The organism is Pseudomonas sp. PAMC 29040, from assembly GCF_003994535.1.
GTDB classification, from domain to species: domain Bacteria; phylum Pseudomonadota; class Gammaproteobacteria; order Pseudomonadales; family Pseudomonadaceae; genus Aquipseudomonas; species Aquipseudomonas paraversuta.
In genome coordinates, this window is sequence record NZ_RZAA01000001.1 from 26,456 (window position 1) to 48,276 (window position 21,821).

At 58.9% G+C, this 21,821-nt stretch carries 20 protein-coding genes and 1 tRNA gene; 14 read left to right on the forward strand and 7 right to left on the reverse strand.

What is annotated here, in order from left to right; genetic code table 11:
• Positions 1-34 precede the first annotated feature (34 nt).
• From WG29040_RS00095 to ycaC, 10 genes are all read left to right on the forward strand, one after another.
• Complete coding sequence (locus tag WG29040_RS00095) at positions 35-1,321, forward strand: hydroxymethylglutaryl-CoA reductase, degradative (RefSeq protein ID WP_003445902.1); 1,287 nt, start codon at positions 35-37, stop codon at positions 1,319-1,321.
• A 146-nt stretch (positions 1,322-1,467) separates the two neighbouring features.
• Complete coding sequence (locus WG29040_RS00100) at positions 1,468-1,926, forward strand: hypothetical protein (protein ID WP_003445900.1); 459 nt, start codon at positions 1,468-1,470, stop codon at positions 1,924-1,926.
• On the forward strand, positions 1,923-3,296 hold the full coding sequence (locus WG29040_RS00105; RefSeq protein WP_003445898.1) for a tripartite tricarboxylate transporter permease: 1,374 nt from the start codon (positions 1,923-1,925) through the stop codon (positions 3,294-3,296). The genes WG29040_RS00100 and WG29040_RS00105 overlap by 4 nt, the downstream gene beginning before the upstream one ends.
• A 229-nt stretch (positions 3,297-3,525) precedes the next feature.
• Complete coding sequence (locus WG29040_RS00110) at positions 3,526-4,563, forward strand: isopenicillin N synthase family oxygenase (protein WP_003445896.1); 1,038 nt, start codon at positions 3,526-3,528, stop codon at positions 4,561-4,563.
• Positions 4,564-4,577: 14 nt separating this feature from the next.
• On the forward strand, positions 4,578-5,399 hold the full coding sequence (locus WG29040_RS00115; RefSeq protein WP_127195329.1) for a MetQ/NlpA family ABC transporter substrate-binding protein: 822 nt from the start codon (positions 4,578-4,580) through the stop codon (positions 5,397-5,399).
• Positions 5,396-6,142 (forward strand): methionine ABC transporter ATP-binding protein, encoded by a 747-nt coding sequence (locus WG29040_RS00120; protein ID WP_003445891.1) that lies wholly within the window; start codon positions 5,396-5,398, stop codon positions 6,140-6,142. The genes WG29040_RS00115 and WG29040_RS00120 overlap by 4 nt, the downstream gene beginning before the upstream one ends.
• Positions 6,139-6,804: a methionine ABC transporter permease gene (locus WG29040_RS00125; RefSeq protein WP_003445889.1), complete on the forward strand. Its 666-nt coding sequence runs from the start codon at positions 6,139-6,141 to the stop codon at positions 6,802-6,804. Before WG29040_RS00120 ends, WG29040_RS00125 begins: the two co-directional genes overlap by 4 nt.
• Before the next feature lie 161 nt (positions 6,805-6,965).
• On the forward strand, positions 6,966-8,780 hold the full coding sequence (ggt, locus tag WG29040_RS00130; RefSeq protein ID WP_127195330.1) for a gamma-glutamyltransferase: 1,815 nt from the start codon (positions 6,966-6,968) through the stop codon (positions 8,778-8,780).
• Between the two features lie 1,022 nt (positions 8,781-9,802).
• Complete coding sequence (locus WG29040_RS00135; RefSeq protein ID WP_010657178.1) at positions 9,803-10,456, forward strand: hypothetical protein; 654 nt, start codon at positions 9,803-9,805, stop codon at positions 10,454-10,456.
• Between the two features lie 407 nt (positions 10,457-10,863).
• Positions 10,864-11,490 carry an isochorismate family cysteine hydrolase YcaC gene (gene ycaC, locus WG29040_RS00140; protein ID WP_003445884.1) on the forward strand — a complete coding sequence of 209 codons (627 nt, stop codon included), beginning with the start codon at positions 10,864-10,866 and terminating at the stop codon, positions 11,488-11,490.
• Between the two features lie 93 nt (positions 11,491-11,583).
• On the opposite strand, the gene WG29040_RS00145 is transcribed toward ycaC, so the two are convergent.
• The 3 genes from WG29040_RS00145 to WG29040_RS00155 form a co-directional block, all read right to left on the reverse strand.
• Positions 11,584-12,522 (reverse strand): transporter, encoded by a 939-nt coding sequence (locus WG29040_RS00145; RefSeq protein ID WP_127195331.1) that lies wholly within the window; start codon positions 12,520-12,522, stop codon positions 11,584-11,586.
• Between the two features lie 136 nt (positions 12,523-12,658).
• Positions 12,659-13,357, reverse strand: a complete 699-nt coding sequence (gene arsH / locus WG29040_RS00150; protein ID WP_127195332.1) for an arsenical resistance protein ArsH — start codon at positions 13,355-13,357, stop codon at positions 12,659-12,661.
• Between the two features lie 9 nt (positions 13,358-13,366).
• Positions 13,367-13,837 carry an arsenate reductase ArsC gene (locus WG29040_RS00155; protein ID WP_010657175.1) on the reverse strand — a complete coding sequence of 157 codons (471 nt, stop codon included), beginning with the start codon at positions 13,835-13,837 and terminating at the stop codon, positions 13,367-13,369.
• Positions 13,838-14,175: 338 nt separating this feature from the next.
• Between WG29040_RS00155 and WG29040_RS00165 the strand changes: the two genes are divergently transcribed.
• Positions 14,176-14,439, forward strand: coding sequence for a hypothetical protein (locus WG29040_RS00165; protein ID WP_010657174.1), 264 nt, complete (start codon positions 14,176-14,178; stop codon positions 14,437-14,439).
• Between the two features lie 76 nt (positions 14,440-14,515).
• Here WG29040_RS00165 and WG29040_RS00170 read toward each other — a convergent pair whose 3' ends face one another.
• From WG29040_RS00170 to WG29040_RS00185, 4 genes are all read right to left on the reverse strand, one after another.
• The gene (locus WG29040_RS00170; protein ID WP_127195333.1) at positions 14,516-16,918 is read right to left on the reverse strand and encodes a TonB-dependent receptor; all 2,403 of its coding nucleotides are present in this window, start codon (positions 16,916-16,918) and stop codon (positions 14,516-14,518) included.
• A gap of 114 nt (positions 16,919-17,032) precedes the next feature.
• Positions 17,033-17,974: a FecR domain-containing protein gene (locus WG29040_RS00175; protein ID WP_127195334.1), complete on the reverse strand. Its 942-nt coding sequence runs from the start codon at positions 17,972-17,974 to the stop codon at positions 17,033-17,035.
• A complete protein-coding gene (locus WG29040_RS00180) occupies positions 17,974-18,474 on the reverse strand; it encodes a sigma-70 family RNA polymerase sigma factor (RefSeq protein WP_003445866.1) in 501 nt (166 codons plus the stop codon). The genes WG29040_RS00175 and WG29040_RS00180 overlap by 1 nt, the downstream gene beginning before the upstream one ends.
• A 292-nt stretch (positions 18,475-18,766) precedes the next feature.
• Positions 18,767-18,853, reverse strand: a tRNA-Leu gene (locus WG29040_RS00185).
• 343 nt (positions 18,854-19,196) lie between these two features.
• On the opposite strand from WG29040_RS00185, the gene WG29040_RS00190 reads away from it, so the two are divergent.
• From WG29040_RS00190 to WG29040_RS00200, 3 genes are all read left to right on the forward strand, one after another.
• Positions 19,197-20,243, forward strand: a complete 1,047-nt coding sequence (locus tag WG29040_RS00190; RefSeq protein WP_003445865.1) for a DMT family transporter — start codon at positions 19,197-19,199, stop codon at positions 20,241-20,243.
• A gap of 69 nt (positions 20,244-20,312) precedes the next feature.
• Positions 20,313-20,900 carry a DedA family protein gene (locus tag WG29040_RS00195; protein WP_003445864.1) on the forward strand — a complete coding sequence of 196 codons (588 nt, stop codon included), beginning with the start codon at positions 20,313-20,315 and terminating at the stop codon, positions 20,898-20,900.
• A 231-nt stretch (positions 20,901-21,131) separates the two neighbouring features.
• Entirely contained in the window at positions 21,132-21,668 is a 537-nt protein-coding gene (locus tag WG29040_RS00200; protein WP_003445863.1) for a DUF4174 domain-containing protein, read from the forward strand.
• Positions 21,669-21,821: the final 153 nt, after the last annotated feature.

The window sequence follows — 21,821 nt, forward strand, 5'->3', positions numbered from 1 at the left end:
GCAGGTCAAACAATAAAGACCACAGGATTTGTTTATGAGCCTTGATTCGCGCCTTCCGATGTTCCGCAGCATGACCCCGTCCGCGCGTCTGGGGCACTTGCAAGAGGTGCTCAAACTGAGCGCCGAGGACGTTGCCCTGCTCAGCGATGCGGGTGCACTGGCGCTGGAAGTCGCCGACGGGATGATCGAAAACGTCATAGGGACCTTTGAACTGCCCTACGCGGTTGCCAGCAATTTCCAGATCAATGGCCGCGATGTGATAGTGCCGATGGTGGTGGAAGAACCTTCGGTGGTGGCTGCGGCGTCCTTCATGGCGAAACTGGCGCGCGAGGCCGGGGGCTTTCAGACTTCAAGTTCGCTACCGCTGATGCGGGCCCAGGTACAGATTGTCGAGGTTCCGGACCCGTACAACGCCCGGCTGAGTCTGATGCGGCGCAAGGACGAAATCATCGAGCTGGCCAACCGCAAGGATCAGTTGCTCAACAGGCTCGGCGGCGGTTGCCGCGATATCGAGGTGCATACCTTCGCCCAAAGCCCGCGCGGGCCGATGCTGGTTGCCCACTTGATCGTCGATGTACGCGATGCCATGGGCGCCAACACCGTGAACACCATGGCCGAGGCCGTGGCTCCGTTGATGGAAGAGATCACCGGCGGCAAGGTGCGGCTGCGGATTCTTTCCAACCTCGCCGACCTGCGTCTGGCCCGGGCCCAGATCCGCGTGGCACCGCAGTTGCTGACCACGGCTTCGTTCAAGGGCGAGGACGTGATTGAGGGCATTCTCGATGCCTACAATTTTGCGGTGGTTGACCCTTACCGCGCCGCCACCCACAACAAAGGCATCATGAACGGGATCGACCCGCTGATCGTTGCCACGGGCAATGACTGGCGGGCGGTGGAGGCGGGTGCCCACGCTTATGCCTGTCGCAATGGTCATTACGGCTCCCTGACCACCTGGGAAAAAGACACCGCAGGCAATCTGGTGGGCACCCTGGAAATGCCCATGCCTGTGGGCCTGGTGGGCGGCGCCACCAAAACCCATCCGCTGGCCCAACTATCGTTGCGCATCCTGGGGGTGAAGACTGCCCAGGAACTGGCCGAAATTGCCGTGGCCGTAGGCCTGGCGCAAAACCTCGGCGCATTGCGGGCGCTGTCTACCGAAGGCATTCAACGTGGACATATGGCCTTGCACGCCCGCAACATCGCCCTGTCTGCGGGGGCCCGTGGCGAAGAGGTGAGCTGGCTGGTGGCACAAATGGTCGAGGCCGGTGATGTGCGTGCCGACCATGCGGCCACCTTGCTCAAACACAAGCGCGGGCTGTAGGACTGCCCCGCCAACCCTGTAGGAGCGAGCTCTTGGTCGCCGGGTTGAAAAAGCTCGCGAGCAAGCTTGCTCCTACAGACAAGATGGCCCCTGCCGGGGTAGGCGCCATCTCTTCATCTCCATAACAATAAAAGTGGGAGAACTCTTTGAAACCCGAACTCTACGAAGTATGGGGCGACACGGTCGATGCCCGTCACCTGGTGTACGCCATTGGCATTGGCGCAGTGGTCAGCCTCAGCGCATTTTTCGTCGCCCAGCACTTTCTGCTGATGTGGGTGGAGTCGGCGCAGATGGCACGGGCCTACGCCATGCTGGTGGGCATCCTCGGCTGTCTGGCAGGCGGGGCCATCAGTGCCACCCTGTTTAAACCCAAGCGCCATGTGGTGGAGCATCAGGCTGACCCGGCATGGCGCGCGCAAGTGCTGGTGGAATTGCAGAACGAGTTCGGCGACCTCGGGCGGCTCGCTGACTTGCCGCCAGAAACCGTGGCCGAGCTTCGGGAAATGGACCTCTACGATCTGTTCGCCAACTATGAAAAGGACCTGGCTGCAGCCCCGGTCGCTGATGCGGCCAGTGGCCTGAGTGTCAGTGGGAGCCGGTCATGATCGCGCCCTTGCTGGAGCAGATTGTTATCGCCCTGGGCATGGGCATTTTGGGCGCGGTGATTTTTGCCGGTATCGGGCTGATTTCCGGCAGCGATGAAACCACGACCCTGGCCCCTTTGACCCTGCTGGTGGTGTTGCTCGGAGTTCCGGCCCCCGGCGTGCTGACCTTTTTTCTCGCCGGCGCCGTGGCCAAACACATGACCCACGCCGTGCCCACTGCACTGCTGGGTATCCCCGGCGACACCCTGGCCACACCGCTGATGCGCGAAGCCAACCTGTTGCGCAAGCTCGGGGTGCCGCATATCGCCTTGCGCAAGATGATCTCGGGGGCGGTGATCGCCGCCTTGATCGCGGTGCCGATGGCCGTGTTGTTCGCGGTGATGCTGGCGCCGTTCGGCGATGCCATCAAGCGCAGTGCACCGTGGATTTTCCTGGCGGCGGCCATCGCCATTGCCTGGTTTTCCAAGGGCCGGCTGGCGGCCGTACTGGCCTTGATTCCCTTTGTGCTGATCATCCTCGGTTTGCAAGCCCTCACCGGGCAATTCGGGGTCAAGCTCAGCGTCAGTTACTTTCTGGGCATTGCCATAGGCCCGTTGATCGCGGCCCTGTTCGCCTTGCTTGCACCTGACGAGCGCCGCAGCATGCGTCGCAGCGAAGTGCGCACTTTCTCCCTGTCACCGGATGTCAAAAGCGCCGGTGGCTACTTCCCCAATCCGTTGAAGGTGCTCGACAGCCAGCAAAGCCGCTGGACCGCCATCACCGCGGTAATTTCCAGCGCCACCTTTGTCTTCAGCCCGGTGGCCATGACCGTGATTCTGGGAGAACTGGTCGGCTCCAGAATCAAGCATGTCTACCATCGCCTGACCACGGTGATCACTGCGCGCAACGGGGTGACGGAGTCGACCTACATCGCCGAAGCGCTGATCCCGCTGATTGCCTTCGGGCTGCCCCTCAGCCCGGTGGCGGCGGGCCCGGCAGCACCGCTGTTCAATGCACCGCCACGCTTTACTGTGGACTCGGCCACCGGTGAGGTGCACAACCTGCACACGCTGCTCAGCACCTGGGAGTTTTTCGGCTACGGCATGCTGGCGGTGATCGTTGCGATTCTGATCGCCTATCCATTCACCATGAACTACGCCTACCGTGCGGCTTCCTGGGTCACGCGCAAGATCAGCCACGAGGCGGTAATCGCCACCTTTGTGGGGCTGATACTGGTGATCGGCATTTGGGAAGGCGGCTTGCTGGGGCTGCTGGTGATCGTCACCGTGGGGCTGCTGGGCGGGTTCCTCTCGCGTTTTCTGGGCTTCAACATCGGTGTGCAGTTCATGGGCTACTACACCGCCGTACTGACCGTGCCGGCGCTGCTATGACTCTGTAGAAGCGAGCTTGCTCGCGAGCTCCTGGTCTTGAAATAGCTCGCTCCTACAGGTTGGAAGGGCAAAAAATCATAAATTCGAAAAGCCCCGCCCGGGGCTTTTTTTATGCCTAAGGTAATGCGAATAAGTTATTGGCTGACTCTTTTTAAGATCGTTTAGCTTTAAGTTATCGCCGGTTACAAACCGCTAAACGTCTTTTTGTTGATTCTTGGGGGAGTAAGCCATGCCGTATACACGGGACATTAGCGCCTTGCCGATTCTGGATCTGTCTTTGCTGGACGGTAGTGCGCTCCAGCGTCAGGGGTTTCTTGACGATCTGCGCCATGCCGCGCGGGATGTCGGTTTTTTCTATCTGACCGGGCATGGCATCGACAGCGGGTTGTTGCAGCAGGTACAGGCCAGCGCCCGGCAATTTTTTGCCTTGCCGGAGAGCGAAAAAACCGCGGTGGGCATGATCAATTCACCGCACTTTCGCGGCTACAACCGCGCCGCTTCCGAGATCACCCGGGGTCAGCCCGATCTGCGTGAGCAGTTCGATGTGGGCGCCGAAAGAGCAGTGCTGCCCAGCGCTGACAACAGCCCCTGGTGGGCTCGCCTGCAAGGCCCTAACCAGTGGCCGGCGGCGCTGCCCGAACTGAAACCGTTGCTGCTTGACTGGCAGCAAGCCATGACCGGCATGTCACTGCGGTTGCTGCGGGCCTTTGCCGAGGCGTTGTCGCTGCCGCAGGACGCTTTCGACCGCTTGTACGGCGATAAGCCCAATGAGCATGTCAAGTTGATGCGCTATCCGGGACAGGCGCCAGAGCAAAGCAATCAGGGGGTGGGGGCGCACAAGGATTCGGGCTTCCTCAGCTTTCTGCTGCAGGACCGCCAGGGCGGTCTGCAAGTGGAGATTGAAGAGGGGCGCTGGATCGATGCACTGCCGCTGGACAACACCCTGGTGGTGAATATCGGTGAGCTGCTGGAGTTGGCCACCAACGGCTATCTGCGTGCCACGGTGCACCGGGTGGTGTCACCGCCCGTGGGCAGTGAGCGGCTGTCGATTGCATTCTTCCTCGGCGCGCAACTGGATGCCGTGGTGCCGCTGTATCCATTGCCCACGGTATTGCTGCGTGAGGCGCGGGGACCGGTCAGCGATCCGGATAACCCGTTGTTCCGTGATGTGGGCTGGAACTATCTCAAGGGCCGCCTGCGCTCGCACCCTGATGTTGCCCGGCGCTACTACGCCGACGCCCTGATTCCCAACGCGCTGAGCGCTTGATTAAGGACTGCACCATGTTCAAAAAAACTGGCTTGACCCTGGCTGTGCTTGGCGCGTTGCTGACTTCCTTCGGTGCCCTGGCCCAGGAACCGTTGCGGGTGGCGGTGGACCCGGTACCCCATGCGCAAATCCTGGCGTATGTACAAAAAATCGATCCGCAGTTGAATCTGAAGGTGATCGAGATCCCCAATGGGGTGAACTCCAATGAGCTGCTGGCCCATGGTGAGGTGGATGCCAACTATTTTCAGCATCTGCCGTATCTGAAAACCCAGGAGCAGGCCCTCGGGCAAAAATTTGTGGTGGCCGCCACGGTGCATATCGAGCCACTGGGGATTTATTCCCATCGTCACAAGACCTTCGCCGAGGTACCGCAACAAGGTACGGTCGCCGTGCCTAACAACGTCACCAACCTCAGTCGCTCACTGTACCTGTTGCAGGACAACGGGCTGATCAAGCTCAAGTCCGGTTTCAATGACCCGGCCACCGATCAGGCGACGCTCAAGGACATTGCCGAAAACCCGAAACAGCTGAAGATTCTGGAAATCGAATCGCCGCAGATTCCCCGCGCCCTGGATGATGTGGACCTGGCGGTGATCAACGGCAACTACGCGCTGGAAGCAGGCCTGGTGCCGGCCAAGGATGCGCTGGGGCTGGAGAAAGCCGAGGGTAACCCCTACGCCAATATTCTGGTGACCGTCCCGAAACTGCAGGACGACCCGCGAATCAGACAACTGGCCAAAGACCTGACTTCCCCAGAGGTTGCCAAGTACATCAACGACACTTTCTCGGGCTCGGTGCTTGCGGTCGCGGTCGCGGTCCCGGACAGCAAGCCATGATTGTCGTCGAGCAGTTGAGCAAAACCTACGCGCCCGGGCAGCCGCCGGCGCTGGATCAGGTGTCGCTGAGCATTGCCGATGGCGCGATTTTCGGGATTCTCGGGCGTAGCGGGGCGGGCAAGTCGACGTTGCTGCGGTGTCTCAATCTGCTCGAACGCCCCAGCTCCGGGCGCATTCTGCTGGATGGTGCTGACCTGACGGCCCTGTCTGACGCTGAACTGCGCCGCCAGCGTCAGCGCATCGGCATGATTTTTCAGGGTTTCAATCTGCTGCACTCACGCAATGTCTTCGACAACGTGGCCGTGCCCCTGGAGATTGCCCGGGTGAGTAAAGAGCAGCGCCACAGCCGGGTCCGCGAGCTGCTGGATCTGGTGGGCCTGAGCGACAAGGCACAGGCGTTTCCATCGCAGCTGTCCGGCGGGCAAAAACAGCGGGTCGGTATTGCCCGGGCCCTGGCTGGACGCCCGGCTTACATCCTGTCGGATGAAGCCACCAGCGCTCTGGACCCGGAAACCACGGATTCGATTCTGCAATTGCTGCGCAATATCAACCGGCAATTGGGGGTGACCATCGTGTTGATCACCCACGAACTGGAGGTGGTCAAGGCCATTTGCGACAGCGCAGTGTCCCTGGCCGCCGGACGCATAGTGGAGAGCGGCAGCCTGGTGCAGTTGCAGGCTGACCCGTCGTCAAAACTGGGGCGTTTACTGGCTCCGGGTCTGCAAGTGGTGAGGGCAGGATGAAAACGGACTGGCATGACATTCTTCAATTGTTGCTCACCGCCACTGGCGAAACCCTGTACATGGTGCTGCTGGCTGCACTCTTCACCGTGCTGATCGGCCTGCCGCTGGGGGTGCTGCTGTTCATCAGCCGTCGCGACGGGTTGTTTCCCTTGCCACGGCTTAACCGGGTGCTGGGGGCGGTGATCAACCTGGGGCGCTCGTTGCCCTTTGTGGTGCTGCTGATTGCCCTGATTCCGCTGACCCGGTTGCTGGTGGGCACCACCCTGGGCAGCACGGCTGCGGTGGTGCCGATCACCATCGGGGCCTTTCCGTTTTTTGCCCGGATTGTCGAAAACGCGCTGGATGAAGTGGACAAGGGCCGGATCGAAGCAATCCTGGCGATGGGCGGCCACATTGGCCATGTGATTTTCAAGGTGCTATTGCCCGAAGCGCTGCCGGCCTTGTTGGCGGGCATTACCCTGACCCTGGTGATGCTGATCGGCTTTTCATCCATGGCCGGGGTCATTGGTGGTGGCGGCCTGGGTGACCTGGCGATCCGTTATGGCTATCAGCGCTTCAATAATCAGGTGATGGTGGCCACGGTGGTGGTGCTGGTGATTCTGGTACAGAGCGTGCAAAGCCTGGGTGACGGGCTGGTGCGGTCACTGGCCCATCGGCGCTGAAGGATCGAGGGCAGGCAGTCTCAGGCCATAATTTTTTCTTTGCCAGGCTGGCGATGTGATGCAGGATCACGTCCAGCCGTACCTCTCAAGTCGCGACTTTTGAGGGTTTGCGTTCAGGCCGTTGGGCCGCGCATTACCAAGCAAGGAAGAAGGAAGCCCTTTTGACCATTACCCTGTGTGCTAAAAAAAATAATCTTTATGTGATTGGTTTGTCGGCTCTGGCCCTCTTGATCGGGGGGTGCCGCAGCGAGAATCCGGGGCTTGAAAAAACCTCCGGATTGCCGCCCGCCCCCGAGATTGCCTCTGGTTATCGCAACGATATGGTTCCTGTGCATGCGGCGCGTCATATGGCTGCGGCAGCGAACCCGCTGGCAACCGCGGCGGGTCAGCAGATGCTGCGCAAAGGCGGGTCTGCGATCGACGCGGCCATTGCCATGCAGGCGGTACTGACCCTGGTTGAACCCCAGGCCAGCGGCATCGGCGGCGGTGCTTTCATCATGTATTGGGACGGACACAAAGTGCAGGCCTTCGATGGCCGGGAAACGGCACCGGCCGGCGCCGACGGGCGCATGTTCCTCAATCCGGCCGGCCAGCCGATGGCCTTTGCCGACGCCCAGATCGGTGGGCTGTCGGTGGGCGTGCCTGGAGTGCTGAGGGCGCTGGAAATGGCCCATGCCCAACATGGCAAATTGCCCTGGAATGAGCTGTTCCAGCCTGCGATCCAATTGGCCAGAGACGGTTTTCCGGTGTCTCCCCGTTTGCACGCGCAAATCGCCTCTGACAAGTTCATCGCCCAGTCGCCGGCACTGGCCAAATACCTGCTCACGGCCCAGGGTCAGCCCTTGCCGGTGGGCACGTTGCTGAAGAATCCGGAACTGGCACTAACCCTCCAGGCCATTGCCGATCGGGGCGTGGATGCGTTCTATCAGGGCGCCGTTGCACAAGGGATGGTTGATCAGGTCAACGCCCATCCCAACCCGGGTTCGTTGTCGTTAGCCGATATCAGTGGCTACCGGGCCAAAGAGCGTCACCCGGTATGTGGTGATTACAAACAGTGGCGTGTGTGCGGCATGCCGCCGCCTTCTTCCGGTGGCGTTGCCGTGTTGCAGACACTGGGCATTCTTGATGCCTTGCAACGCAAATCTGCCGCCCTGGACCTGGCCACCATGCCTCCTGTTGGTCTGCAGCCGACGGCCACTGCAGTGCACCTGATGGCAGAGGCCGAGCGTCTGGCCTATGCCGACCGTGCGCAGTACCTGGCGGACAGCGACTTCGTTCCGGTGAACGTTAAAGGCCTGACCGACAGAGCCTATCTGGAGGCCAGGGCGACCCTGATCGGTGACAAGAGCATGGGCCGTGCGCAAGCCGGTACACCACCGGGAATCAACCTCGCGCTGGCGCCTGATCGCTCGCCGCTGCGCATTTCGACTTCGCAAATAGCGGCTGTCGACGATCAGGGGGGCGCCATTTCGATGACCACCTCGGTTGAATCGGCGTTTGGTTCACATGTCATGAGCAACGGCTTCATTCTCAACAACCAGCTCACTGACTTTTCCTTTGTTGCGGATGAAAACGGCAAACCGGTTGCCAACCGTATCGAGCCGGGCAAGCGACCACGTTCTTCAATGGCGCCGACCCTGGTGTTTGATCGCAACACCGGCGCCCTGGTTGCCACCATTGGTTCCCCTGGCGGTTCGCAGATCATCGAATACGTGAACAAGGCGGTGGTGGGGCTTGTGGACTGGAAGCTCAACCCGCAGGACGCCATCGGGCTGCCCAACTTTGGCAGTCGCAATGTGGGCACCGAGGTCGAGGCCGGACGAGTCAGCCCGGCACTGATACAGCAGTTGAAAGATCGCGGGCATGAGGTGTCCGCCATCGAAATGACCAGCGGGACCCAGATCATCGTTCGTGATCAGAACGGCTGGGCCGCCGGTGCCGATCCCCGCCGCGAAGGGACAGCATTGGGCGATTGAGGCTGGTGACTGACACACCGCCATCGCCGGCATACCACCCACTCCACTGTAGGAGCGAGCTTGCCTCGCGATGACGCAATGTCAGCGCCGGGTGTATTGACTGACCCACCGCCATCGCTGGCAAGCCAGCTCCCACAGAGGAGGGGTGATAGCAGCATTTGTAGGAGCGAGCTTGCCTCGCGATGGCGTAATGTCATTGCCGGGTGTATTGACTGACCCACCGCCATCGCTGGCAAGCCAGCTCCCACAGAGGAGGGTCGATAGCAGCATTTGTAGGAGCGAGCTTGCCTCGCGATGACGCAATGTCAGCGCCGGATGTATTGACTGACCCACTGCCATCGCTGGCAAGCCAGCTCCCACAGAGGAGGGGCGATAGCGGCATTTGTGGGAGCGAGCTTGCTCGCGATGGCGCAATGTCATTGCCGGATATATTGACTGACCCACCGCCATCGCTGGCAAGCCAGCTCCCACAGAGGAGGGGCGATAGCAGCATTTGTAGGAGCGAGCTTGCCTCGCGATGGCGTAATGTCAGCGCCGGATGTATTGACTGACCCACCGCCATCGCTGGCAAGCCAGCTCCCACAGAGGAGGGGCGATAGCAGCATTTGTAGGAGCGAGCTTGCCTCGCGATGGCGCAATGTCATTGCCGGATGTATTGACTGACCCACCGCCATCGCTGGCAAGCCAGCTCCCACAGGTTGGTCGCGGCATGCGGCACCATGGCCACCTGCACAAAGCCACGACTGCCTCATAAACCCGGGGTCAATGAACTGGGGGGGGATTGGGTAATTTGCCAAGGCTTCCAGGTCTGCATCGGAGTGCGATCTGCCGGACGACATTCAGATTACACTCCGATGCGACCTCCCGTGAGGGATCGGGCAGTTAGCGACAGGCTGTCGTTGGCGCTGGTTGTTCTATGGGAACCTTCATATCTGATTGAAGCTTGATTGCAATGATCTGCACTGTTTTCTACAGGTTTATTTGCATGCAGGGATGGCGTAGTTAACGGAGTAGGCATAACGATGATTGTGGTTGTTGAAGGTATCAGCGCCAGCGGGAAAACCACCTGGTGCGCCCAGCATGGAGGGCAGCATGTCATCCCTGAAAACGGCCGTTTTGAGAACGAGCCGGACCGGATAAAAGATCCAGCCGGTGCAGCGGCTTTTTGGGCAGAGCGAAACGTGGATCGCTGGCAAACGGCGCTGGCCATGGAGGCCGCTTATTCATGGGCGGTGTGTGACAGTGACCCCCTCAAGCTCCACTACATTTGGACTCTTTGGCAGATCGGCGAGGCGAGCGAACACGACTGGCGAATAGAGCTGGAGGCCACAAGAGAAACGATCGCCCAAGGACGTATCGGCTTTGCTGACTGTTACATTGTCGGTCCCATAGATCCTCGGCTCGCACGCGAGCGAGCCAGGTCCGACACCACCCGCCGCCGGAGCAAGTTCGAGCTGCACGTGCGCCTCCAGCAAGCTCTGCTTGGCTGGTACTCAGCTATGGATGAAGTGCTCCCCGGCAGAGTGCGATTCGGGTTTCCTACACAAATGCCCACCGTGAAAAGCCTTGATGGAAGATATGCGGTGGCGGCCTTTGATCAAATGATCGCACTGCTTCCGCGATCCGGTTTGTTGTTCCAGGCACCCATCAGCAGCACATCATGTTCAGTGCAGTAGCCGCAGAGTTGTGGTTGCCCATGCACCGGGCAATATCAGTGCGAAAAGGTTCAGGCGATGGGGCGACTGACTCATTAGGCATGCTTGCTTGCGGGATCACCTTTTGCAGGTGAGTCGCAGAAAGATAGCCCAGGTTTTGAGCATGTAACCCATGCACGCAGGCCTCTGGCCGACTGCAGCCAGTCACTATGGCTTGCAATCGTCCAGATGCTGGCGAGTAGGCTAAGGTTCACACGCGCGATGACTCGTTATCAGCTGCCGCCCGAGCGCTACATCGGAGTTCGGGAGGTGGTCAGGCATCACGAAGAGCTGGACTCCAAGGGTACGCAAGACACTAACGTACTCACAGGAAACTAACTTTACCGTGGAGGCTGCCTTGGCTTTCACAGTGGTCTAGGAGAAATCGAATGTCTGTCAAATACAAACGTCTGGACAAAGATCAAGCTGCCGTATTGTTAGTCGATCATCAAACAGGCCTGCTGTCTCTGGTGCGTGATATTGACCCCGACAAGTTCAAAAACAACGTATTGGCATTGGCCGATCTTGCCAAGTACTTCAACCTTCCTACGATTCTGACAACCAGTTTCGAAGACGGTCCCAATGGCCCGTTAGTCCCTGAGTTAAAGGCAATTTTCCCTGATGCGCCTTACATCGCCCGTCCAGGGCAGATAAATGCCTGGGATAACGAAGACTTTGTAAAAGCAATCAAGGCTACAGGTAAAAAACAGCTGATTATTGCTGGGGTTGTTACCGAAGTGTGCGTCGCGTTCCCGGCACTTTCTGCGCTGGAGGCAGGCTTTGACGTGTTTGTGGTCACAGATGCTTCCGGAACATTCAACGAAATCACCCGGCACTCGGCATGGGATCGTATGTCCAGCTCTGGTGCCCAATTGATGACCTGGTTCGGTCTGGCTTGTGAGCTACATCGAGACTGGCGCAATGATGTGGAAGGACTGGGGGCGTTGTTTTCAAACCACATTCCTGACTACAGGAACCTGATCACTAGCTATACCAAGCTCACCACAGCCAAGTAAATCAATCGTCAGTGGGTTCCAATGGGCCCACTGACGCCAGATACTCAGAATCGCCAAGCCAACCGCCCCGAAGCAGACAGTTACGCAACACGATTAACCAGGCAAAGGTATGGCCAAAGATAACCAGGTGTTCCAGCCCTCCGGACGGTTCTTTGCATCAAACTCGTAGTAGCCTTTGAGGTTGACGTACCAGAGGTCTTTGCCAACCTTGAAGAAATGCCCGGCCTGAGGCCCTACGGCGCTGACTTTTGATTTGAAGTCGCCCAGGGTGGCACCGCTGCCGCTATCCCCTGTGATCTGATTGAAGAAGTAGCCAACCACGCCCAACTGAGTCTGGCTTGTGATGAAGTGCGAAGCACTCCAATCCAGGTGGGCGTCGATGCCATTTTTATAATGGGTGTCCGGGTTCTTCCAGTTGTAGGTCATGCCCGCCACAACGGAAAACTCGTTGGTTTTGTCGAAGTAGGTGTAACCACCGCCGGCGTCCAGCGCGGCATGGCCGAGCCCGATGTTCACCAGGCGGTCAGGGTCATAGGCACCGACCGGCAGGTTACCCATGCTGTACGCCATGAGATTGTGCACGCCATGGTTCCACTTCAGGGTACCCAACAAGTAAACGTCGCTTGCACCCTTTAAACTGTCGTCCGTGCCACCGGAAAAACTTTTGCCACGGGGGCCGCTCAATGTTGCATCAACGCTGGCTTCGGACCTTCCAACGGCGGCTACCATCGAGATCGCCGCTTGAGCCCCGAGCAACGGCTCGGCGAATGTGTAGGTGGGACTGGCAAATAACAAATCAGCTTTCGCATCCAGCCCAAGAGTGGTTCGGCCGCCCCTGGGAAATGGCTTGCTGCCGCCATCGCTGGCGTTAACGTGGTAATAGACCAGTGGCAGGCTCCAGCCCGGGGCAGTGGGCGCCGCCGCTAGTGTGCCGAATTGGCCCGGTAGCCAGAAACTGATGCCACCGTCATCAGCGTGGGCGGTGCAAGCAGTAAGTAGGGCAATAAAGCCAATCAGTCTGTTTGTTGTCATCAGGGGGCTCTTTCAGGCGAACGATGATGATTCTTACGAGTAGAGCAATCGAGTCAGAAACGCACTGAGAAGTAGCGTAGGCCAATTTGCGTTTTTCGCCGCTGGCTTGCGTGAAGGGCCGCAACTGGCCGACCTCTTAGATTGAGCGCTGGTTGACCCTGGCCATCAACTGCTCGGCCGACTCCTTACGCTCTGAATAGCGATCCACCAGAAACTCCTGTCGGTCGCGAAGCAGTACGGTAAATTTCACCAGCTCTTCCATCACGTCGACAACGCGGTCATAAAAAGGCGAAGGTTTCATCCGCCCCTCTTCGTCGAACTCCATGTAGGCCTTAGGTACCGAGGACTGATTGGGGATAGTGAACATACGCATCCAGCGCCCCAATACGCGCAGTTGATTGACCACGTTGAACGACTGCGAGCCTCCACACACTTGCATCACCGCCAGGGTTTTGCCCTGGGTGGGGCGAACTGCGCCGAGCTCCAGCGGAACCCAGTCGATCTGCGCCTTGAACACTGCCGACATCGCGCCGTGGCGTTCCGGAGAACACCAAACCTGGCCTTCCGACCACAACACCAGATCACGCAACTCCTGCACCTTGGGATGATCCACCGGGGCGTCATCAGGCAACGGCAACCCCGATGGGTTGAAGATGCGTGTTTCAGCACCAAAGTGCTCAAGCAAGCGCGCGGCTTCCTCCACGAGCAAGCGGCTGAAGGAGCGTTCGCGGGTCGACCCGTAGAGCAACAAGATGCGTGGTTTGTGCGATGCCGGCGTAGAAGGCCGAGAGCCGTCGAACAGAGTCAGGTCCAGATTGGGCAGATGTTCAGACATACATTTTCCTTAAAGCACGCCGATCCGATCGAGCTCGGTTTTGAGCTCGTCGCGGCTGAGGCGGTTGAGGGGCAGTTCGAGAAAGGCTTTGCAGCGTCGTTCGATATGCGCCAGCGTGGCGCGGAAGGCAGCATCAATCGCAAATTCATCACCCGTCACTTCGGACGGATCTTCCAGACCCCAATGGGACTTCAGTGCCGGGCCGAAATACACCGGGCAGCTTTCGCCTGCGGCTTTGTCGCAGACGCTGATCACGATATCCGGCGGGTGGCCTTCGAAGGCGTCGTTACCTTTGCTGTACAAACCGTCGATCGAGATGCCGGCCTGCTGCAAGGTAGAAAGGCTGCGAGGCAGCACTTGGCCCTTGGGCAAACTCCCGGAGCTCACTGCCTCGAAACCCTGCGGTGCCAGGTGATTGAACAGGGCTTCTGAAAGAATGCTGCGGCAGCTGTTGGCCGTGCACATGAACAGGATTCGCATGGGTTTATCCTTCCGCTTCAGGCGGACGTCAGAGGCTGAGGCGCCGAGCCAGGGCACAAAGGGTGATCGACTAAACCGGGAAGGTCAGCAGAGCACCGCCCTTGAAGTCATTACTTCAAGGCTCGAAACATATGGATAAACGAATATATGCATTTCCATATATTATGGCAATACATGAATGTATGCGCCTGCGCATCTCCAGAGCTTGAGCGTCCATTTTGGTCGAACCCACACCTTCAGGAATGGCTGCTGTTGAGCAGGTATTAACGCATCAACGTTGGCCAGGATGGCGCGGCCTATCGGCAGGCGCTGTACGCCCGGGCGCTCAAGGTGTTGGCGTGAAGATCGATGCGGCGAAGTGGGGCGGGGTGCAGTTGATCATCCTGGCCCTGATGGCTGGCAGCGCGTGGGCCGCATGGGCATGGCAGGCCAACGCTTATGAACGGCGACTGGCCGCCAAGGACGCCGCCCTCCAAACAGAGCGCACAAATCTGGCCAACGCCGCGTTAGTGCCGGGCGAGCAGGGCAAGCGCTTTGCCCTTGAGCAGTGGCTGGCAGCCCGTGACCAAGCACGTTACGCAATGAGCTTGCAAGGTGTCTAGAGAATACGGGGCGGTTCAGCGTCCGGATGACAACACCTGCCCAAGCAGGATGTTGTCATTCTCAGAAGTGCGTAGCTTACATGCTCCACTTCATGGTCACGGCCACGTTACGCGGGTCGCCGAAGATGTTTGCGCCCGCCGGGTTACTGATGCTCTGGTAGTAATGCTTGTCGAACACGTTGTTCAGGTTGGCTTGCACCTTGAGTTTTTTGTTCACGTTGTAGCCGGTCATCAGGTCGACGATGCTGTAGCCGCCCTGAGATACGCCGTAGGTTGTGTATGTGCTGCTCTGGCTGCGGAATGAACCGCCGATCGACCATTTTTCGAGATCGCCCGGCAATTGATAGGTGGTGGACAGCTTAAGCAGGTTGTATGGCGTGTCGCTGTCGAAGCGACCGCTGCCGCCCTTGACGTTCTTGGCGCCGGCATAGGTGTAGCCCGCCGAGGCCTGCCAGCCAAGGGCAAGCATGCCTTGCAGTTCAAGGTCAACGCCTTTGGTTTCCACTTCGCCGGAGGCCACGGAGCAGGAAGCAACACCCTCGGCACAGGCATCAAGCCCTTGGGCGAGGTTCTCCTGGTTCAGTTGGAAGTAGGCCAGGCTGGCGTTCAACGCACCGTCAAAGTACTCGCCCTTGATCCCGATTTCGCGGTTGGTGCCGGTGACCGGCGGCAGCAGGCTGCCCTGGAAGTCCACGTTCGCTTGCGGCTGGAAGATTCTGGTCCAGCTGGTGTACACCGAGTAGGTATCGTTGATGTCGTAGATCAAGCCGGCGTAGGGGGTGTATTCCCGCGTCGCCTTGTAGTCGGCGCCGAATGTGTAATCGCCGGAAATAGTGTTCTGTTCGTATTCGTACCAGTCCAGGCGTGAACCGAGGATCAGTTTTAGGTCGTCGCGCAGATGGAAGCGTACGGTGGCGTAAGTGCTGTATTGATCGACCTTGCCCTTGCGTGACCAGTTGTAGTTGATAGCCGGTTTCTCTACGCCGTGATAGTCGAAGTTTGATGGATCGAGCACGATATTCGGGTCGTTGAGGAAACCACCGCCGGGGCCATCGTCGGTTTTATCATTTCGATAACTGCCACCGAGCACCAGTTCGTGGGTCGCACCAAGCAGGGTGAAGGGGCCGGAAACGTAGCCGTCGACGCTTTTTTGCGTGTGCTGGTAGGTGTAGCGGCCCACGTTCAGGTTCAACTGATCTGCACTGGGATCCAGTCGATAGAAACTGGTGCCCAGCATGTCCAGGTCGCCTCGCAGCCACGTGGTATTGAGGCGCAGTTTCCAGTCGTTGTCGAAGCGGTGCTCAATTTCGGCAAATGCGCTGGTGTTTTTCTTGTTCCAGTAGGTCCAGTTCGGGCTCATGCGCGTCGAACGGGATATTGGCAGGAACGTGCCATCGGCACGGGTCGGAATGCCTGACCAGTCGGCCCCCGGGTTGTCCTCACGGTTGTAATACGCTCCGAGGGTCAGGGTAGTGGCTTCACTCAGGTCAAACTCGGTGATGCCGTACAACAACTGGCGCTTGCTGCTGTAGCCATCGGTAAAGCTGTCTTTGTCCTGGAAGGCACCGACTACGCGGCCCCTGATCGAACCGCTGGAATTGAGGGCACTGCTGGCATCGATTTCGGTGCGATAGTTGTCCCATGAACCGGCACCCAGGGTGACAGAAACTTGCGGCTCGACAGTGGGCCGTTTGCGGATCAGGTTAAGGGTGCCGGACGGGTTGCCGGCACCGAGCATCAGGCCCGACGCACCGCGCACAACTTCAACCCGGTCGAACATCGCCAGGGTCGAGGTGCCAAGGGTGTCGCTATCATACGCGACTGGCAGTCCGTCGATCATAATGTTGTCGATGGCAGAACCGCGGGAATAGAACTCAGGGCGCTCACCACCGGTTTTGCGCATGGTCAGGCCTGGGGTGTATGTCGAAATGTCCTCCAGAGACTGCATGTTCTGGTCATCCATGCGTTGGCGAGTGATTACCGTGACCGATTGCGGCGTCTCGCGCATGGAGGCCGCCAGTTTGGTCGCGGTACTCATGGAGCTGGTAGTGTAGGAACCGGTGTTTTCGCTGACTGAGCCCAGGGCCTGGCCGGAGATGGTTGTAGCGCCCAATTGCAGCTCATCACTCTTGGGCACGGGCACCAGCACATAAGCACCATTAGCCTGGCGTTGAGCCTGCAAGCCACTGCCCGCGAGCAAGCGTGCCAGGCCTTCGTCGGTGCTATAAGTGCCGCTCAATCCCGGTGTGGTCATGCCTTGGGTCTGCTCGGCGTTGAACGACAGCGTGACATTGGCCGCTGTCGCGAACAGGCTCAACGCCGCGCCGAGCGAGCCCGCATTGATTTGGTAAGTGTGGGTCTGGTTTTGCGCCAGCGCATGGGTTGGCGCCAGGCTCAAGGCCGAAAATACACCAAGCGCCACAGCCAGGTGAACGGCATGCGCAAGCGGCCGGGCGGCGTTGAGGGTGAATCGTGACATACAGGTTTCCTTCCGTTGGCAGGGCAGGCAAGCAGTCGTAAACGCTGCTTTCTGTACATGGCCGAACGAAAATAGGAATCGGCAACCCGGGATGGGAATAATTCGCAAAAAACTTCAGGCCGCTTCGACACTGGCCCAGTAACGCGTCACGAAACGTACGCTGACCGGCAGGGATTGGCTGAGGTTTTCCAGAATGGTATCGGTGTCGTCGATACGGAATGCACCACTCAACCGCAGGCTGGCAACGGACGGGGCACAGCGCAGCACGCCGCGACGGTAACGGCTGAGCTCGGCGATAAAATCCCCCAGGCGCCACTCGATGACAGTCAACATGCCTTGGCTCCAGGCACCGACACCTGCCGGGGAGGGGGTCACGGCGCTGATCTGGTCGCGGTCGAAGTGGGCCTGCTGGCCGGCATTCAGGCACTGAACCCGTGAAGGATGATTCAGAGGGCGTAGCTCTACCGCCTTATCCAGCACGCACACATCGGTGAACGTCGGCCCGCAACGCACGACAAAACGCGTGCCCAGGGCACGCACCGAGCCTTGGGGGGCTTCGACTATAAACGGGCGACTATCGCTGGCTGTGTCTACCAGGATTTCGCCGCGGTGCAGGCGGATCAGACGCAAGTCGGCGCTGAAGGCAATGTCTACGGCGCTGTCGGTATTGAGGTCCAGTTGGCTACCGTCGTCCAGACGCATGTGCCGACGCTGGCCGGTGGCGGTGCGTTGGTCGGCAAGCATCGCCTGGTAGGGCAGATGCTCGGTGGCCAGCCAGCCACTGCCGCCCACGGCGAGCAACAGTCCAAGGGTCTTGAGCACAGCGCGGCGGCGGGCCTTTACCCCGGCCAGCGTCGGCAGTGACACGTCTGCGGGCAACCGAGCCCATTGGCTTTGCAGTTTTTCTACCCGTGCCCACGCTCGCGCGTGCTGTGGGTTGGCGGCCAGCCAGTGGCGCCAGGCCTGTTGATCGGCCTCTGTGGGCGGCATGCTGTTAAGGCGCACATACCAGGTGGCTGCGGCTTCGAGGGTGAGCAGATCCAGGGGCGCAGCCATCAGTCTTCCGTAAGCAGCAGGCAATGGGTCATTGCGCGGATCACGTGTTTCTTGACGGTGGTCACCGACACGCCCAGGCGTTCGCCAGTGGCCACATAACTCAGGCCTTCCAATTGCACGGCGAGGAATATCTGCCGCGTACGCTCGCCCAGGCCATCAAGCATGGTGTCGATGGCTACCAGGGTTTCGAGAATCATCAGGCGTGTTTCAGGTGAGATATCCAGCGGTTCCGAGCGCAGGGCCAGGACTTCGAGGTAAGCCTGCTCCAAGGCGCGGCGACGGAATTTGTCGATCATCAGTGCCCGGGCGATAGCGCTCAGGTAGGTGCGCGGTTCGCGAATCTGTTCGACGTCGCGGGAGGTCAGCAGACGCACAAAGGTATCCTGGGCCAGGTCTGCTGCATCGGCGGCGTTGCCCATGCGGGCGCGCAACCAGCTTTTGAGCCAGCCGTTATGTTCGCTGTACATTAGATGCAGGGCATAATAATCGGGAGCAGGCATGAGAGGACAAACCAATAGCAACAATTGATAATGATTAGCATTATCCTTGTTGCTCCAGATTTGCGCAATGTCGGTGCTAATGGAACGCCAAGCAGGCTCCAGACCACGGCTTTAAAAGGCTTCCAGCTCTGATTGCAAATCCGTTGTAGTGGACATGAGTTATTTCGGGTTTGTGTTCATTCGGCAGGACGCCAGGGGAGGGGTAAAAAAGGAATTGCGCAGCGGTTTGAATTTTTGCGGTGCAAAAACAAAGGGCCTGCACGAAGAATCTCATGCAAGCCCTTGATTTGTTTGGTGCCCGAAGCCGGAATCGAACCGGCACGTCCTTTCGAACGGGGGATTTTAAGTCCCATGCGTCTACCAATTTCGCCATTCGGGCGGTAGCGCTATAAAGCGGGTCAGGAAGGAAGGTGCTTCGGGATCAAAGTACTCAAGAGCCTGCGTGACAGGTGGACGAATATATAGAGCCTGCACCGATGAGGCAAGTTGGTTAGTGCTGATTGAGTGAGTTTTTTTTGCTCCTTGGCTTAATAAAACCGTCGAAAAATCATAGGGCTAGGTAACCAGTGGGGGTTTGAGGGGGGATATGGCTCGTCCATTGCCAGAAAGCCGTGGGTACCAAGGGGTAATGCCAAGTGCTGCCGCTGGCTGCTGCTGATTCAGGTCGCGTTGCCTGCGCGCTGGTCTAGGCTGCTTGCACGACTGAAACAGAAGTGGATGTGATGAATACAAGTGTGATTTATGCCTTGGCGGCGGCGGCGCTGTTCGGGGCCAGTACCCCGCTGGCCAAGTTGCTGGGCACAGAAATCCCGCCAGTGCTGTTGGCCGGGCTGTTGTATCTGGGCAGCGGCACAGGCCTGGTGTTGCTGCGTTTGCTTCGCGATCGGGGCTGGAAAAGGTCCGGGCTGAGTGTCAGCGAATGGCCGTGGTTGGTCGGGGCGGTTGTGTTCGGCGGGATTCTTGGCCCGGTCGCACTGATGGTGGGGCTGACTCTGACCAGTGCCGCCACGGCGTCATTGATGCTCAATCTGGAACCCGTGCTGACTGCCGTGCTGGCGTGGGTAGTGTTCAAGGAAAATGCAGACCGCAGGATTGTCGTGGGGATGCTGGCAATTATTGCCGGTGGCATTGTTTTGTCGTGGCCGTCCGGCCAGGCAGCGGGTGTCGCGCAATCCTGGCTTGGGCCCTTGGCCGTGGCGTTTGCCTGTTTGTGCTGGGCGGTGGACAACAATCTGACACGCAAGGTATCGGCTTGCGATGCGCTCTTTATTGCCGGGGTAAAAGGGTTGTTTGCAGGGCTGGTCAACTGCGCGATCGGATTGACCCTGGGGGCCAAAATCCCGCCTCTGGTGGCGCTGACGCCCACTTTATTGATCGGCTTTCTGGGCTATGGCGTGAGCCTGGTGCTGTTTGTGCTGGCCTTGCGCGGACTGGGTGCGGCGCGCACGGGGGCGTACTTCTCGACCGCGCCTTTTCTGGGCGCTGCGATTGCAATTGTGCTGCTGGGGGAATCAGTCTCGCTGCTGTTCTGGCTGGCCGCCGCGTTTATGCTGTTCGGGGTCTGGCTGCACCTCACCGAGCGGCACGAGCATATGCATCAACACCAGCCGCTGCAGCACACCCATCGCCATACCCACGATGAGCACCATCAGCATGAGCATGCCGAGGATGTACCGCCGGGTGCCGCCCACAGCCATGGGCATGTGCATTCTCCCGTTCGGCATAGCCATCCGCACTTTCCGGATATTCACCACAGGCACCGGCACTGACTGGCTGCGTGTTAGATTGCGCCGGCTGGATGCAGCAATACTCTCTTCCAATGGAGCTACAGAGTGCACATGTTTGAACACATCGATTTCAACTACTTGCTGGCGACCTATGGTTACCTGGCCATCTTTATCGGCTGTTTGCTGGAAGGTGAAACCATCCTGATTCTGGGGGGCATGGCAGCCCATCAACATGTGCTCAAGCTGTTGCCGGTCATTATGTATGCGAGTCTGGCCGGGATGCTGGGTGACCAGTTGCTGTTCTGGACCGGTCGCTACTTCGGTGCCCGGCTGTTGCCCAAACTGCACAAGCATCAAGCCGCCATCGAGCGGGTGACGCAGTTGATCAACAAGTACCCTACGGCGTCGATTTTCTCCGTGCGCTTTCTGTATGGCATGCGTCTGGTGGGGCCGATGGTCATTGGTGCAAGCCAGGTTTCACCGGTCAAGTTTACCTGCATCAACCTGGTGGGCGCGGCGGTATGGGCGACGCTGTTCGCCAGCGGCGGGTACTGGGCCGGAGAGTTTCTCGAGGGCTTGCTGGGGGATCTCAAACCCTATCGTTTGCCGATTGCCCTGGGCGTTATCGTATTGATGGTGGTGGTCGCCCTGGTGCGTCACTTTAGGGCGAAAAACCGGTCGCCGGCCAAATCGCTTTGAGCCTTGGGGCGCCAGGTTTCTGGTTGCCGGGCATGGCTTGTGATGAGCATTTCGCCATGGGCGACAGATCCGGATGCTGTTGCAAAAAACAGGCTTGAAAGGCAAAGTCCGGGTACCCGGTTGCGTGATCAAGCCCGTGGCCTACGCTTTGAATGACAAGCTCAACGCCACGGGTTTCAAGGTATTGGCAGCACACCCACGAACCCGGTCCGCTAATAAAAGGAGTTCTGGATGTTTATCCGTTTATTGATCCTTACCGGCCTGCTGGTGACTGGCATGGCGCAGGCTGTTGAAGTTCCAAGCCCCCTTGAACAGGATCGCGGCAAATTTCGCCCATTGATCATCGTCGCTCGTACAGAAGTCGATCCAACCCTGACCACACTCAAGCAAGCGCTGGCCGATCCGGCCAATCAGAAGGGCTTCGAAGAGCGCAACATGGTGCTCTATACGATTGTTGGCATTACCGGCAAACGTGATGGCAAAGACCTTGAACCCCAGAGCACGATGTCGCTGATTCGCGGACTCAAGCCGGGGATGATTATCGACAAGGCCAAAGTGATTCTGATTGGCAAGGATGGCGAAAAGAAGCTCGAAACCGAGGGTGATGCAAACCTCGCTGAGTTGTTCAAAACCGTAGACGCCTTGCCCGCTGCCGAAAACCAGATTCAGGCCCAGGCCGAGGTGGTGACGCCGGATAAAACAGCGCCGGCCGGCAAGCCGGGCAAGGCTGCAAAACCGGTCAAGGCTCCTGCACAGCTGGATGATTGAGGCCTGTTAAATCAGGGCCAAAAAAAGGCCCGCTGAGGGGAGCGGGCCAAATGGGATTCACAAAAGGAGTGGATCCAATCTAGGCCAGTCGATGTGAAAGTGGCGTGAAAAGCATGTATGCAAAACGCAATTAATTCTCAATTTATGACGATT

Bases quoted from the DNA above. Each gene is read 5' to 3' on its own strand.
- WG29040_RS00135 (WP_010657178.1), top strand. From the start codon at position 9,803: ATGATTGTGGTTGTTGAAGGTATCAGCGCCAGCGGGAAAACCACCTGG.
- ycaC (WP_003445884.1), top strand. From the start codon at position 10,864: ATGTCTGTCAAATACAAACGTCTGGACAAAGATCAAGCTGCCGTATTG.
- WG29040_RS00180 (WP_003445866.1), bottom strand. From the start codon at position 18,474: ATGCCTGCTCCCGATTATTATGCCCTGCATCTAATGTACAGCGAACAT.
- WG29040_RS00190 (WP_003445865.1), top strand. From the start codon at position 19,197: ATGAATACAAGTGTGATTTATGCCTTGGCGGCGGCGGCGCTGTTCGGG.
- WG29040_RS00155 (WP_010657175.1), bottom strand. From the start codon at position 13,837: ATGCGAATCCTGTTCATGTGCACGGCCAACAGCTGCCGCAGCATTCTT.
- WG29040_RS00195 (WP_003445864.1), top strand. From the start codon at position 20,313: ATGTTTGAACACATCGATTTCAACTACTTGCTGGCGACCTATGGTTAC.
- WG29040_RS00145 (WP_127195331.1), bottom strand. From the start codon at position 12,522: ATGACAACAAACAGACTGATTGGCTTTATTGCCCTACTTACTGCTTGC.
- WG29040_RS00115 (WP_127195329.1), top strand. From the start codon at position 4,578: ATGTTCAAAAAAACTGGCTTGACCCTGGCTGTGCTTGGCGCGTTGCTG.
- arsH (WP_127195332.1), bottom strand. From the start codon at position 13,357: ATGTCTGAACATCTGCCCAATCTGGACCTGACTCTGTTCGACGGCTCT.
- WG29040_RS00170 (WP_127195333.1), bottom strand. From the start codon at position 16,918: ATGTCACGATTCACCCTCAACGCCGCCCGGCCGCTTGCGCATGCCGTT.
- WG29040_RS00175 (WP_127195334.1), bottom strand. From the start codon at position 17,974: ATGGCTGCGCCCCTGGATCTGCTCACCCTCGAAGCCGCAGCCACCTGG.
- WG29040_RS00105 (WP_003445898.1), top strand. From the start codon at position 1,923: ATGATCGCGCCCTTGCTGGAGCAGATTGTTATCGCCCTGGGCATGGGC.
- WG29040_RS00125 (WP_003445889.1), top strand. From the start codon at position 6,139: ATGAAAACGGACTGGCATGACATTCTTCAATTGTTGCTCACCGCCACT.
- WG29040_RS00200 (WP_003445863.1), top strand. From the start codon at position 21,132: ATGTTTATCCGTTTATTGATCCTTACCGGCCTGCTGGTGACTGGCATG.
- WG29040_RS00110 (WP_003445896.1), top strand. From the start codon at position 3,526: ATGCCGTATACACGGGACATTAGCGCCTTGCCGATTCTGGATCTGTCT.
- WG29040_RS00095 (WP_003445902.1), top strand. From the start codon at position 35: ATGAGCCTTGATTCGCGCCTTCCGATGTTCCGCAGCATGACCCCGTCC.
- WG29040_RS00120 (WP_003445891.1), top strand. From the start codon at position 5,396: ATGATTGTCGTCGAGCAGTTGAGCAAAACCTACGCGCCCGGGCAGCCG.